Genomic DNA, 13,966 nt, shown 5'->3' with positions numbered 1-13,966 from the left:
CCGGCTCCAGCTATTCAGCAGTAGTTATTCAGCAGCCTGGGCAAGCGGAATGGACACCTCCGCATGCCGCTCATGCTGCGCCGCAGGATCGGTCAGAGCGTCCGTCCCACGCTGATCGAGGCTCTTGCGGAACCAGAGAGCATACAACCCTGGCAAGTACAAGAGCGTGAGGAAGGTTGCAACAAACAAGCCGCCCATGATGGTGATCGCCATCGGACCCCAGAAGGCCGAGCGCGACAGCGGGATCATCGCCAGGATTGCAGCGAGCGCGGTCAGCACCACCGGACGCGCGCGCCGCACGGTGGCCTCGATGATCGCCTCCTTGCGGGTCAAGCCATGGCTGACGTCGGTCTCGATCTGATCGACCAGGATCACGGTGTTGCGCATGATCATGCCGGCCAGCGCGATCAGGCCGAGCAGCGCCACGAAGCCGAACGGCGCGTTGGCGACGTTGAGCCCGAGCGAAGCCCCGACGATGCCGAGCGGCGCGGTCAGGAACACCAGGGTCAGCCGCGAGAAGCTCTGCAGCTGAATCATCAGCAGCGTCAGCATCACCGCGACCATCAGCGGGAACAGCACGAAGATCGAGGCATTGCCCTTGGCGGATTCCTCGAACGCGCCCCCCGCCTCGATCCGGTAGGCCGGCTCGAGATGCGCGCGGATCTCAGCCAGCTTCGGCCAGATCTGATTGGTCACATCGGGCGCCTGCACGCCATCGGCGACATCGGACCGCACGGTGATGGCCATGTCGCGGTTGCGCCGCCACAGGATCGGCTCCTCATGCGCATACTCGATCTTGGCGATCTGCTGCAGCGGCACTGCGACGCCATTGCGCGAGGTGATGGTGAGATCGCCGACATGGGCGAGGTCGAGCCGCTCGGACGGCACCGCGCGGGCGATGACGCCGACCTTCTCGATGCCATCGCGGATGGTCGTGACCTGCACACCCGAGATCAGCATTGCCAGCGACTGCGAGACGTCCTGCGGCGTCAGCCCGAGCGCACGGGCGCGGTCCTGGTCGACGACCAGCTTCAGGTAAGGCGACTGCTCGTTCCAGTCGAGCTGCGGATCGCGGACATTCGGGTTCTGGCGCATCACGTCGCGCACCTGGTAGGCGATGTCCCGCACCTTCCCGGTATCCGGGCCGATGACGCGGAACTGCACGGGGAAGCCGACCGGCGGACCGAAATTGAAGCGGTCGACGCGGACGCGAGCCTCGTTGATCGCGCCATTGGCGGCGGCATTCTCGATCTTCGCCTTGATCCGTTCGCGTGCGGCGACGTCCTTGGCGACGATCACGATCTCGGCGAAGGCCTCGTTCGGCAACTGCGGATTGAGGCCGAGCCAAAAGCGCGGCGAGCCCTGGCCGACATAGGCCGTATAGGTCGCGATGTCCTTGTCATCCTTGAGCAGCGCCTCCGCCTTCTTCGCTGCCTTTTCGGTGACGTTGAAAGCCGTGCCCTCCGGCAGCCGGAGCTGCAGGAACAGCTCGGGCCGCTCCGAGAGCGGAAAGAACTGCTGCTGGACATGGCCGAAAGCCACGATCGACGCGACGAACACGCCGACGGTCGCCGCCACCGTGGTGATGCGATGGTCGACGCACCAGCGCACGATACGGCGCAAGGCCCGATACATCCGGGTGTCGTAGATCGCGTGCTCGTCGTGCCCGTGATGGGCCTTCATGTCGGGCAGCAGCTTCACGCCGATATAGGGCGTGAAGATCACCGCGACGAACCAGGACGCCACCAGCGCGATCGCAACGATCCAGAAGATGCTGCCGGCATATTCGCCGACCGCCGAATTGGCAAAGCCGATCGGCAGGAAGCCGGCCGCCGTGACCAGCGTTCCCGTCAGCATCGGGAACGCCGTGGACTCCCAGGCAAAGGACGCCGCGCGCATGCGGTCCCAGCCCTGCTCCATCTTCACCACCATCATCTCGACCGCGATGATGGCGTCGTCGACCAAGAGGCCGAGCGCGATGATGAGGGCGCCGAGAGAGATGCGGTGCAGGTCGAGCCCCATCGCGTTCATGACGACAAAGACGATGCCGAGCACCAGCGGCACCGACAGCGCCACCACGATGCCGGTGCGCCATCCCAGCGCCAGGAACGAGACGAACAGCACGATGACGAGCGCCTCGATGAAGGAGTGCACGAACTCGCCGACGGCATGCTCGACCACCTTGGGCTGGTCGGCGATCTGCTCGATCTCGATGCCCTGCGGCACAGCCTTCATGAAATCGTCGGCCGCGGCATGCACGTCCTTGCCGAGCTCCAGGATGTTGGCGCCCTTGGCGGTGACGACGCCGATGCCGAGCGCGGGCTTGCCTTCCTGGCTCACCTTGAAGCTCGGCGGATCGACATAGCCATGGGTGACGGTGGCGATGTCGCCCAGCCGGAACACGCGGCCATTGCTTTCGACCGGCGTCTCGGCCACGGCCTTGGCACCGTCGAGCGCACCGGTGACGCGCAGCGGCACCCGCTGCGCGTTGGTCTCGACCGTGCCGGCCGGGGTCACATTGTTCTGCTTGGCGAGCGAGTCGAACAGCGCCTGCGGCGTGATGCCGAGCGTAGCCAGCTTGGCATGGCTGAACTCGACATAAATGCGCTCGTCCTGGGTGCCGTAGAGATTGACCTTGGTAACGCCGTTCACCTTCAACAGCCGCTGCCGCAGGCCCTCGGCAACCTTCTTCAGCTGCGCGTAGTCGGCGCCGTCGCCGGTCATCATGAACAGGATGGCATCGACGTCGGAGAACTCGTCATTGACGAAGGGCCCGAGAATTCCCGACGGCAATGACGCCTGGACGTCGTCGAGCTTCTTGCGCAACAGATAGAACAGATGCGGCACGTCCTTCGGCGGCGTGGAGTCGCGGAAGGTGACCTGCAGCGCGGCAAAGGACGGCTTCGAATAGGTCTGCACCTTCTCGAAATAGGGCAGTTCCTGCAGCTTCTTCTCGATCGGATCGGCGACCTGGCTCTGCATCTCGGCAGCCGTGGCGCCCGGCCACATCACCGAGACGTTCACCACCTTCACCGTGAAGAACGGATCCTCGGCGCGGCCGAGCTTCTGATAGGAGAAGAAGCCCATCAGGCCGAGCGCGAGGATCAAAAACAGCACCAGCGGCGGATGGCTGACCGCCCAGGCCGAGAGATTGAACCGCTTCATGGCTGCTCTCCGATTAGTCTGTTGCCGCTTGCGAGACTGCTTGTTGGAAATCGTCATTCCGGGATGGTCCGAAGGACCAGACCCGGAATCTCGAGGTTCCGGGTTCGATGCTCCGCATCGCCCCGGAACGACGGTGAACTAAAATGACAGGGCCGACACGACCCGCACCTTCTGGGTGGGATCGATCTTCTGCACGCCGAGGGCGACGACCTTCTCGCCCTCGTCGACGCCGCCGGTGACCAGCACGTCGTTGCTCTCGTAGGACTTCACCGTCACCGGCTTCAGGGCAACCTGGCCTTTGTCGTCGACGACATAGAAGGACGGCTCGCGGCCTTCGCTGAACAGCGCCGACAGCGGCAGCCGCGCCACACGCGTGGTGGCGGGATCAGCCAGGGTCAGCGTCGCGGTCATGCCGAGCGAGACGTTGTCATCGGCATCCGGCAGCGAGAATTTGGCGAGATAGGTGCGCGTGGCGGCGTCGGCCGCGGGCGCGATCTCGCGCAAGCGCGCCGTATATTTCTTGTCGGGGTCCGACCACAAAGTGACATAGGCCGTGCCGGTCTTGGCGCGCTCGAGCAGCGTCTCGGGGATCGCTACCACCGCTTCCTTCTCGGCAAAGCGCGCGACACGGATGGCCGCCTGGCCGGAGGCCACGACGACACCGGGCTCGATCATGGTCGCCGTGACCACGCCGCGGGCATCGGATTCCAGCGTCGCGTAGGACAGCGAGTTCTTGGTCAGCTCGACCGAGCGTTCGGCACGGTTGAGCCGCGCACGCGCCTCGTCGGCTGACGCGCTTGCCTGATCCAGTTGCGCATCCGTAGTCCAGCCGCGCGACCGCAGCTCCTTGGCGCGGGTCTCGGCGGCGGCGGCCTGGGCCAGCACGCCGGTGGCGGCGCGGAACTCGGCTTCGGCCTGCTCGGCCTGCAGCTTCAGGTCGACCTCATCGAGGGTGGCGAGCGGCTGGCCGACCTCGACCTTCTGGCCGACCTCGACCAGGCGCTTGGCGACCTTACCGGCGACCCGGAAGCCGATGTCGGCCTCGATCCGCGGCCTGATGGTGCCGACGAAGCTCCGCTCCGGCGTTTCAGCCTCATAGTGGACGGTCGCGACCAGCACCGGCCGGATCGGTTCGGCCTTTTGGGCCACGGTATCGTTGCAGCCGGCTAGGGCAATCGTCCCTGCCGCCAGCGCGACGCCGGTCAACAGCCTGGAATAGCTGAGTAAAAACGAGCGGAGCAGCATCGGACACTCCATTGTTGCAGTTGCAATAGAGTGTCGATTGTCGATTGACGAATGTCAATAATCGTCAGCGATCAGGATTACGTGAACGTTAAGACATGTTGCCGCAGGCAACGGTGTTAAAATACTCCTGATAGGAAAACCGTCATTCCGGGGCGACGCGCCAGCGTCGACCCCGGAATCTCGAGCTTGTTTTGCGCGACCATCCACGTCGAGTTTCCGGTTTCGGTCGCTTCGCGACCGCCCCGGAATGACCAGCGAGCAGCTTTCACTCCGCCGGCGTCTGCCCTGCGAATTCGATCTTGCTCTCATGGCCGCCCAGGAAGGTGAGCACCCCCGCAATCAAGGGCAGCACCGCGAGCGCGAGCAGGCCGTTGGCGGTCGAGCCGGTGGTGTCCTTCATCCAGCCGATCAGATACGGGCCGCCGAAGCCGGCGAGGTTGCCGATCGAATTGATCAGCGCGATCGCGCCGGCCGCGGCCGTTCCCGACAGCCACGCGGTCGGCAGCGTCCAGAACACGCCGAACACGCAGAACACCCCGATCGCGGCGATTGTCAGCACCACCATCGTCAGAGTGGGATCGGTGAGGTAGCTCGACAAAGCCAGCGCGACGGCAATCAACATCAGCGGCGCACCGACATGGAACACGCGCTCGCGCGTCGCATCCGAATGCCGCGCCCACAGGATCATCGCCACGGTGCCGAACAGATAGGGGATCGCGGTGACGAAGCCGGTCTGCGCATTGGTGAGACCGAACGCCTTGACGATCTGCGGCAGCCAGAACTGCATGCCATAGAGGGCGCCAACGAAGCCGAAATAGATCAGGCTCAGCATGATCACCTTGGGCGAGGACAACGCCTCGCCCAAGGTCATGTGGCGGGCCGCCCGCTTGGCGGCGTTCTCGGCATCGAGCCGCGCGGCAAGCCACGCCTTCTGCTCGGCCGAAAGCCAGGTGGCATGCTCAGGCCTGTCGGTGAGATAGAACCAGGTAACCACGCCGAGCAGAATCGACGGGATGCCCTCGAGGATGAACAGCCATTGCCAGCCCTGCAGGCCCATGACGCCGTCGAGCCCGAGCAACAGACCCGAGATCGGCGCGCCGATCACGGTCGAGATCGGCACCGCCACCGCGAACGCCGCCAGGAAGCGCGCACGATACTGGGCCGGATACCAATAGGTCAGATAGAGGATGATGCCGGGAAAGAAGCCGGCCTCGGCCACGCCAAGCAGGAAGCGCAGGGTGTAGAAGCTCCAGACCCCGGACACGGTCGCCATCAGCGCCGAAATGATGCCCCACGTCACCATGATGCGCGCGATCCAGCGGCTGGCGCCGAACCGCTCCAGCGCCAGGTTGCTCGGCACCTCGAAGATGAAATAGCCGATGAAGAAGATGCCGGCGCCCCAGGAGAAGATCAGCGGCGTGAACTTCAATTCCGCGTTCATGGTGAGCGCGGCGAAACCGAGATTGACGCGGTCGAGATAGGAGAAGAAATAGGCGAGCACCAGGAACGGAATCAGCCGCCAGGAGATGGCGCGGATGGTCGAGGTCTCGATGTCGCTTAAGCGCTCGCGCGCGACGGAGGTGGTGGCGGACAGGCCCATGGCGCTTCTCCCGGACTATTCTTGTTTCGCGATTGACAGCGGGTTTTTAGCATCGACGGCGTCGAGTCAATTGGAATCGTGCAGCTGTCCCGCATGTCCAGCGCATTTCGACCGCGCATGGTACGGATGACCGCATCGCCGCCGTGTCTGGCCTCCCGCGCCGCAATGCTGTGGCGCTCCACCCGCGCCCTTGGCCTGGCAGTGATCGTGATCGCGCTCGGGCTTGGCTTGCGCTTCTATGGCCGCGGGCTCGGCGTGCCGGCCTTCGCCGTCAAATATGGCGGCTCGGTCTTGTGGGCGACGATGGTGTATGTCCTGCTCGCCGCGTTTGCCCCGCGCCTGCGGCCGCTGCGAGTGGCTGCCATCGCACTGGCGATCGCTGTTGTCGTCGAGCTGGTCCGGCTCGTGCACACGCCCTGGCTCGACAGCTTCCGCCTGACGCTCGCCGGCGCGCTGCTGCTCGGACGGATTTTTTCAATCTGGAATATCCTGGCCTACGCAGTGGGCATTCTGCTCGCCATGGAAATTGATCGCGCTTCCTCTTGCTCGACCTCGTAGGATGGGTTGAGCGCAGCGAAACCCATCATCTTTCTTTGCGTGATGGTGGGTTTCGCCTCGCTCAACCCACCCTACGATTCGTTGCTCAGTCCCCCAGCTGAAACCGCTCGAACCGGTGCAGCTCGTCCTCGATCCGGCGCTTCAGCGCTTTCCGCGCCTCGCCCTTGGCCGCCCTGCCCGGCCCGACCCAAGTCCATTTCTGCATCAACAGCTTGCGCTTCTGCCGGTCGGTCTTGAGATCGAGCGCGGCGACGATGTCCTCGCCGACCAGCACCGGCAGCGCGAAATAGCCGAACTGCCGTTTCTCCTTCGGCACATAGGCCTCGAACCGATGCGCGTAATCGAAAAACAATTCGGTGCGCTTGCGTTGGATGATCAAAGGATCGAACGGCGAGAGAATGTGCACGCGATCCGAGCCGAGATCGCCGATGCCATCAAGTGTCTCCGGCCGCATCCAATGCGCCTGCTTGCCCGCGCCTTCGACATCGACCGCCACCAGTTCGCCGCGCCGCATCCGCGCCTCGATCAGGCGGCGCACCTTGGGCTTTGCCGGCGCATCGAGATGGCAGATGGAATCAAGGCTCACGACGCCTTGCGCGCGCAGGGCACGATCAAGCAGATAGGCCGCCGTCTCGGCCTCGCTTGCCGGTTTGGGCGGCTTGTCCCAGCCGAAATGCCGGCTGGTCAGCTCATAGGTCTTGAGCATGCCTTCGCGGCCGGAGATCGTCAGCACGCCCTGATAAAAGCCGAGTTGCAGCGCGCGCTTCGACGGCTTGCGGCTCGCCCATAGATGCTCCTTCTCGGTCAGCACGTCGTCATCGATGTCGCGGATCGTCAGGGCGCCGCCCTGCCGGATCAGCCGCATCACCTTGCGCATGTCCTCCGGTTTGACCGATTTCAGCCAGCGATGACCTGCGCGACGATATTGCCGCATGGTGGGCAGGAAGAGGCGGAAGTCTTTGCTCGGCACATAGGCCAGCGCATGCGTCCAATACTCGAACACGCTCTTGTCGACGCTCTGAGCCTGCCTCAGATCGGCGCGCCGATAGGCGGGATTGCGGGTGAACAGGATGTGATGGTGGCAGCGCTCGATCACGTGGATGGTGTCGATCTGCACATAGCCGAGATGGGCTGTGGCTGCCGCCACGGCGTCCGGCCCAGCTCCAAACGGCGCCTCTTCATCGAGCCGCTGGGCCTGCAGCCAGATGCGCCTTGCCTGGAGCTGGGTGAGATGAATTGGGGTGATTGCGCGCAACATCGCGCACAGTCTAGCGGGATTCGGACTAATTCGCACAAGATGGAATCGACATCGCGCCGCCCGCAGGGCGGGCAGCGCGGCGTCAGATCGAACGAAAGCGAGCTTACTTCGGCATTCCCATCATGCTGCCGTCGGTCTTGGTCATGCTCATCTTCTGCGCCTTCATGTAATGCATGCAGGCGCTGTGCATCTTGCCCTGGCTCATATCGGTGTTGGCCATCGCCATCTCCTTGTTCGCCTCGGTCGGCATCGGCGCCATCGCGGCAGCCGATTTCGCCATGTTGTCCGCGGTGCAGGCCATCATGGCTGCGGACGCCGGAGAGAATGCCAGGACGGAAACAGCTGCGGCGGCGATCAGGATCTTTATCATCTGGACCTCGGTTCGAAGAGAAGGACGCCGGTGCTCGACCGGCGTTCCGGAGCAGGAACCTTCTCCTCGAAAGATTTCGGCCCGACGACAGTTTTGTGAGAGGAAGCCGACAAAGCGGCCTCAGGGCTTCGCCTTATTGGGAATGCTGCCGGTCGCGGTGTCCGGTTTGCAGGCTGCGCGGCCGAGTTCCGCGGCCTGACATTTGTAGATCCGGCCGGTCAGGCGGTCGACCAGCCAGGCGGTGTCCTCCGTCGGGCTTTCGAGGCCGATATAGCGGCTGCTCAAGGCCGATATCAGCGTCGACAACAGGATGGCAGCCGCGATCATGCCGGCACCGATCAAGATCGACATGGAACTGGACCCAGCCTGATCGGAATTGCCTGTGCGGTAGCCTTGGGTATCGCGCCGGCGCGGAGAGTTGAACACGTCGTCTGCTTTTCTGCTCGTTTCTTGCTCTTGTCTTGCTCCTGGCGAAGATCGTCGCGCGCCCGGAGCTCTGCCAAATTGTGTTGGCGAGACCTCCGCCTAGAGTCGCATCTGGCCGCTTTGTTGTCCGGACATCGGCGGCCTCACGACCGCTTTGCGGCTCGCCGGCAGCAACGCAACCTGCTTGCAATCACAACGAGAACGTACCTCCCTCGGCCGCGTTCCCTGTTCCCGCGATGTGACACCGGATCAAATCAAGCGGTTTGAACCCATCCTAGCGTTTCCACATCGAATTGCCACCACGCGCGATTACGAGGGGGAATATTGGGCTTGAACCGCGGGCACTCAGATCCAGCTCTGAAACAGCATCAGGCGGTTGAACGTCGGCATCGAGGTGCCGACGAAGGCGGCGCTGATCGGCAGCATTGCCATGAAGCCGGCCGCGACCAGCGCCACATAAAGCCATAGCAGCCAAGGTGCGCGGACCCGGGTCAGAGCGTAAGGCAGCGCCAGGCTCGCGAGCGTCGCCGACGGCAGATAATAGTACAGGAAGCTCAGCGCCCGCGGCAGCAGCGCCCAAGGCAGATAGCAGCCGAAATAGAATGCAAGGATCAGGAACGCGCTGTCGCGGCGCGCGACGATGAAGTCGCGCAGGCAAACCAGCAGCGCCAGCAACGCCGGCCACAGCACCAGCGGATTTCCGAGCAGCACCACCGCGGCAATGTGCTGATCGTCGGTCTTGTCGAACAGCAACCACACCGGTCGCAGCAGCAGCGGCCAGCTCGGCCAAGCGCTCATATAGGTGTGGCCGGCGATCGCGGTGGTGATGTTGTCGGCAAAGATGCGGCGCTGCGCCTCGGCGATGGCGGTGATCGACAGGCCATAGAGCGGGATGAAAGTCGCGACGTAGCAGACTGCGGGGACGATCAGGAAACAGATTGCGATCTGATAGGATGTCATGCCGTCCCAGAGGTCTGGCCGGTACCAGTCATCCTCGTTCGGCTCGGCGAACGAGGTTCGCCAATACTGCAGCAGCCGGACCAGCGCGACGACGCCGATCGCCGTGAGATAAGCAAACACACCGCTCCATTTGCACGCAGCCGCAAATCCGAAGCCCGCACCGGCGAGCGCGAAGGCAAGCTGCGGGCGCGGCCGCCTGTAGCCATATAGGAACGCTGCAATCGCGAGCAGGCTGAAAGCAAGCGCGAAAATGTCGAGCATGGCGATGCGCGCCTGCACATACAGCATCTGATTGAACCATGCGATCAAGGCGGCCGCGATCGCCGGCGCTTGCGTCCCAAACAGCGCAAGACCGCAGAGGTAGATGGCCACCACCGCGAGCGCGCCGAACAGCGCACCGGGATAACGCCAGCCGAAGGCATTGTCGCCGAACGTCCGGATCGACAGCGCAATGAACTCCTTGGCCAGCGGCGGATGCATGGGGTTGAGCTGCGGCGTCGCCGGCGCCAGCCCGAGCATCTGCCGCGCGGCCGGCACGTAGTGCACCTCGTCGAAGACGAATTTCTCCGGCTTGGACAGGCCGATCAGGAGCGCGACATGCGTGACCACGAAGATGCTGAGCGCTATCACGAGACAGCGTGCGACCGAGAGGCTTGGCGCACATGAAGCGATCTGGGAGGCGCGCGGCTTGCCTGGCACGGGCTGATCAAAAGCAGCTCTTCTCTGCATCGCCTTCAACTGCGCTCGAGATTTGCGTCACCAACCGGGGACACCCATGCCCCCCGCTGTTGCGCCTCGACAACGACGTGGCTGCCGATCTTGAGCTACGATCATAGAGCAATCGACTGGTATTGCGCCACTCGCCCTGTCCATCGCCTCCCTGACTGGCCACACATATCGGCATCCCGGGGACCGCAGCCGGCGGCAATACCGTCGATGGCTGCGTCGGACTGCTCGTCTGACCGCCCCCCATCAACATTTCATGACCCGCATGGACTTGCGCCTTGCAATCGGCTGGCGATATTGCATGATGATCATCATTTATCAGATCCGCCCCGGAATGTGACACCATGAATAGCGACGCCACTGCCCTTGCACGCGCCGATACGGCCGAGGCCGTGGCGCCGCCGCCGATTGCGGCCAGGCCGCCCGCTTCCAAGGCCGACGCCGCCCGGGCCGCGCTCCTGAACGGCCCGGTGCTGCCGACGCTGTTCAGGCTGGCGCTGCCGACCATGACCGTGCTGTTGGCGCAGACCGCGGTGAACGTTGCGGAAGCTTACTATGTCGGCTTCCTCGGCACCGATGCGCTGGCGGGCGTCGCCATGGTGTTTCCGCTGTTCATGCTGATGACGATGATGTCGAATGGCGGCATCGGCGGCGGCGTCTCGTCGGCCGTGGCCCGCGCGATTGGCGCCGGGCGCAAGGACGATGCCGATGCGATCGTGTTCCATGCGATCCTGCTGTCGGTCGGTTTCGGAGCCTTCTTCACCATCGGCACCGCGCTGGGCGGCCCGGCGCTGTATCACGCGCTCGGCGGCCGCGCCGGCGCGCTGGAGGCCGCGCAGAAATATTCCAACTATCTGTTCGCCGGCGCCATTCCGGTATGGATCGTCAATCTGCAGGCCGCGGCGCTGCGCGGCTCCGGCAATGTCCGGGTGCCGGCGCTGGTCACCCTGATCGGTGCGCTGGTGATGATCCCGCTGTCGCCGCTTCTGATCTTCGGCTTCGGCCCGCTGCCCGGGCTCGGGATCGGCGGCGCCGGCATCGCCTTCGGGCTCTATTACGCCGGCGCGATGCTGGTGCTGGTGCGCTACATGGCCTCGGGCCGCTCCAGCCTGCACTTTCGTGTCGCGCCGCTGCAGCGGCGGCTGTTCGCCGACATCCTCAAGGTCGGACTTCCGACCGCAGTCAACGCCGTGCTGGTGAACCTCACCGTGATTCTGGTGACCTCGGCGGTCGGCCGCTTCGGCACCCATGAGCTTGCCGCTTACGGCATTGCGTCACGGCTCGACTACATCATGATCCCGATCCTGTTCGGCCTCTGCACCGCAACGCTCACCATGGTCGGCGTCAATATCGGGGCCGGACAAGGCGCGCGCGCCCGGCACATCGCCTGGGTCAGCGCAGCGGTGGGGGCCGCCCTGGTCGGCGCGATCGGCTGTGGCGTCGCGTTGCATCCCCCGCTTTGGCTTGCGCTGTTCAGCCACGAGCCGGACGTGCTGCGCGAGGGCGCGACCTATCTCCGCCTGGTCGCGCCGGCCTATGCCGCGCTCGGCTTCGGCTTCGTGTTGGCCTTTGCCGGGCAAGGCGCGGGCCATGTGCTGTGGCCGTTCATAGGCTCGACGGCACGGATCCTGATCGCGGCCGGCGGCGGCTGGCTTGTCGTCGCACAGTTCGGCGGCGGCAGGGCGGCGCTTGCCGCCATGGTGATGCTGTCGCTGGTGGCCTATGCCGCGATCTGCAGCGTCGTGCTCGCCTCACGCCGGATCTGGCGGCTCTAGAACATCGTTTCCATGAAATCGGCTGTCGAGTATGGATCTAGCTCTCGCCATCTCCAACAGTGTCATGCTCCGCGGAGGCGGAGCATCCAGTACTCCGCGGCAGAAGAGATCGAACAGAGACGTCACGGCGTACTGGATCGTCCGCCTTCGCGGACGATGACAGCTGGGGCTGTATTGATAGGACCGAGACTTTAGAAACGGACGTCTAAGTCACGGCCTCATAGGCGCGGCGCAGGCCTTCGAGGTCGAGCTTGACCATCTTCATCATCGCGGCCATCGCGCGGTTCGCGGCGGCGCGATCGGGGCTCGCGAGATATCGCATCATGGCATCGGGCACGATCTGCCAGCGCATGCCCCAGCGGTCCTTCAGCCAACCGCATTGCACCGGCTGGCCACCATTGGCGCACAGCGCATCCCACAGACGGTCGACCTCGGCCTGATCCTCGCAACCGATCTTGAACGACACCGCGTCCGTGTGCTCGACCTTCGTCCCGCCGTTCAGCCCCATGAAGCGCTGTCCCGCCAGCGTGAACTCCACGACCAGCACCGACCCTGCCGCTCCCGACGGGGTGTCAATCGGACTGCGCTGCACGGTCTCGACCCGGGAGTTGGGAAGCAGCGACACATAGAAATTGGCGGCCTCTTCGGCATCGCCCTTGAACCACAGGCAGGGGACGATCTTGGACATCACAGGTTCCTCGTTGGCTGACAGTGCCCGGAGGACGAAGGAACCGACACGCTTCCGACAGCGGAACAAAAAAAATTCCGCCGCCGGAAGCCGGCCGATCAATGTCCCTCGTTCGGGTCCCGGTGCACGGGGTCGACCCACAGCACGGTCTCCGGCCTTTCGACCGGCTCGATATCGATGTTGATGGCGACCGCCTCGCCGTCACTTCGTACCAGCACGCATTCCAGCACCTCGTCGGGGCTGGCATTGATCTCCTGATGCGGCACGTAAGGCGGCACGAAGATGAAATCGCCCGGGCCGGCTTCGGCAGTGAACTGCAGCTTCTCACCCCAGCGCATCCGCGCTTTGCCCTTCACCACATAGATGATGCTCTCGAGATGACCGTGATGATGCGCGCCGGTCTTGGCATCCGGCTTGATCGTCACGGTTCCCGCCCACAGCTTCTGCGCGCCGACACGCGCGAAATTGATCGCGGCCTTGCGATCCATGCCGGGCGTCGAGGGCACGTTCGGATCGAGCTGATTGCCGGGAATGACGCGCACGCCGTCATGCTTCCAGCGATCGTCCGGATGATCATGCTGATGGTCGTGAGCGCCGTGATCGTGAGAACCTGACATGAACTTCTTCTTCGATTTTTCTTCGTGGAGGGAACCGCGCCCAGTCTAGCTAAAATGTCGCGATAACGCCATCAAGGTTCCGAGAACCTTTTAGCGCAACAGACGTTGTCTCCGCGAGGTCCTAACAAACGGAGATCGATCATGGGTGCCACCACGGACAAGATCAAAGGCGCGACCAATGAGGCCGTCGGCAAGGCCAAGCAGGGTATCGGCGAGGCTGTCGGTTCGGATCGCATGCAGGGCGAAGGCGCGGTCCAGGAGGTGAAGGGCAAGGGCCAGAAGGCCATGGGCGACGCCAAGCAGGCCACCAAGGATGCCGCCAACAACGCGGCGTCTTCCGTGAACAAGAACCTCTAAGCGAGGTTCGCTCGACGCTCTTTTAAGTGCGCGCGCGTCGACAGACCGGCTCCCTCGCGGGAGCCGGTCTTTTTTTTGTCGCTGTCGATTACCCCTCACCCAAGTGAGCCTGACGCCGGCATCGGTGTAGCCCTCTCCCACAAGGGGAGAGGGCGCAGCCACCGGCGCCGTAGCAGTCATCAGCACCGTACGTCGATCGGAGGGATCAGTTCCGCGAAACC

General features: G+C 64.1%; 12 protein-coding genes. 3 read left to right on the top strand and 9 right to left on the bottom strand.

The window, feature by feature from the left end; all coding sequences use genetic code 11:
* Window positions 1-24: 24 nt before the first annotated feature.
* From BRAS3843_RS32540 to BRAS3843_RS32530, 3 genes are all read right to left on the bottom strand, one after another.
* Window positions 25-3,165, bottom strand: coding sequence for an efflux RND transporter permease subunit (locus BRAS3843_RS32540; RefSeq protein WP_008973468.1), 3,141 nt, complete (start codon window positions 3,163-3,165; stop codon window positions 25-27).
* Between the two features lie 138 nt (window positions 3,166-3,303).
* On the bottom strand, window positions 3,304-4,410 hold the full coding sequence (locus BRAS3843_RS32535) for an efflux RND transporter periplasmic adaptor subunit (protein WP_008973467.1): 1,107 nt from the start codon (window positions 4,408-4,410) through the stop codon (window positions 3,304-3,306).
* Between the two features lie 265 nt (window positions 4,411-4,675).
* The gene (locus BRAS3843_RS32530) at window positions 4,676-6,010 is read right to left on the bottom strand and encodes an MFS transporter (RefSeq protein ID WP_008973466.1); all 1,335 of its coding nucleotides are present in this window, start codon (window positions 6,008-6,010) and stop codon (window positions 4,676-4,678) included.
* 126 nt (window positions 6,011-6,136) lie between these two features.
* On the opposite strand from BRAS3843_RS32530, the gene BRAS3843_RS32525 reads away from it, so the two are divergent.
* Window positions 6,137-6,568, top strand: coding sequence for a DUF2809 domain-containing protein (locus BRAS3843_RS32525; RefSeq protein ID WP_139025044.1), 432 nt, complete (start codon window positions 6,137-6,139; stop codon window positions 6,566-6,568).
* Window positions 6,569-6,653: 85 nt separating this feature from the next.
* Here the strand turns inward: BRAS3843_RS32525 and BRAS3843_RS32520 are convergent, their stop codons facing one another.
* From BRAS3843_RS32520 to BRAS3843_RS32505, 4 genes are all read right to left on the bottom strand, one after another.
* A complete protein-coding gene (locus BRAS3843_RS32520) occupies window positions 6,654-7,826 on the bottom strand; it encodes a crosslink repair DNA glycosylase YcaQ family protein (RefSeq protein ID WP_008973463.1) in 1,173 nt (390 codons plus the stop codon).
* 103 nt (window positions 7,827-7,929) lie between these two features.
* The gene (locus BRAS3843_RS32515) at window positions 7,930-8,193 is read right to left on the bottom strand and encodes a hypothetical protein (RefSeq protein ID WP_035983574.1); all 264 of its coding nucleotides are present in this window, start codon (window positions 8,191-8,193) and stop codon (window positions 7,930-7,932) included.
* 123 nt (window positions 8,194-8,316) lie between these two features.
* The gene (locus tag BRAS3843_RS32510; RefSeq protein WP_008973461.1) at window positions 8,317-8,547 is read right to left on the bottom strand and encodes a hypothetical protein; all 231 of its coding nucleotides are present in this window, start codon (window positions 8,545-8,547) and stop codon (window positions 8,317-8,319) included.
* Window positions 8,548-8,967: 420 nt separating this feature from the next.
* Entirely contained in the window at window positions 8,968-10,254 is a 1,287-nt protein-coding gene (locus BRAS3843_RS32505; RefSeq protein ID WP_035983572.1) for a phospholipid carrier-dependent glycosyltransferase, read from the bottom strand.
* A 398-nt stretch (window positions 10,255-10,652) separates the two neighbouring features.
* On the opposite strand from BRAS3843_RS32505, the gene BRAS3843_RS32500 reads away from it, so the two are divergent.
* A complete protein-coding gene (locus BRAS3843_RS32500; protein WP_008973458.1) occupies window positions 10,653-12,083 on the top strand; it encodes an MATE family efflux transporter in 1,431 nt (476 codons plus the stop codon).
* A gap of 205 nt (window positions 12,084-12,288) precedes the next feature.
* Here the strand turns inward: BRAS3843_RS32500 and BRAS3843_RS32495 are convergent, their stop codons facing one another.
* Both BRAS3843_RS32495 and BRAS3843_RS32490 read right to left on the bottom strand, forming a co-directional pair.
* Window positions 12,289-12,771, bottom strand: coding sequence for a VOC family protein (locus BRAS3843_RS32495; protein WP_035983570.1), 483 nt, complete (start codon window positions 12,769-12,771; stop codon window positions 12,289-12,291).
* Window positions 12,772-12,869: 98 nt separating this feature from the next.
* Window positions 12,870-13,388, bottom strand: coding sequence for a cupin domain-containing protein (locus BRAS3843_RS32490; RefSeq protein WP_008973456.1), 519 nt, complete (start codon window positions 13,386-13,388; stop codon window positions 12,870-12,872).
* A 141-nt stretch (window positions 13,389-13,529) separates the two neighbouring features.
* Here BRAS3843_RS32490 and BRAS3843_RS32485 point away from each other — a divergent pair, with 141 nt between their 5' ends.
* Window positions 13,530-13,745 (top strand): CsbD family protein, encoded by a 216-nt coding sequence (locus BRAS3843_RS32485; RefSeq protein ID WP_008973455.1) that lies wholly within the window; start codon window positions 13,530-13,532, stop codon window positions 13,743-13,745.
* The last annotated feature ends 221 nt before the right edge of the window (window positions 13,746-13,966 follow it).

The sequence above is a fragment of the Bradyrhizobium sp. STM 3843 genome (genome assembly GCF_000239815.1).
GTDB lineage: Bacteria > Pseudomonadota > Alphaproteobacteria > Rhizobiales > Xanthobacteraceae > Bradyrhizobium.
The sequence above is the reverse complement of the archived record's forward strand: the minus strand, read 5'-3'. Positions and strand labels throughout refer to the sequence as shown.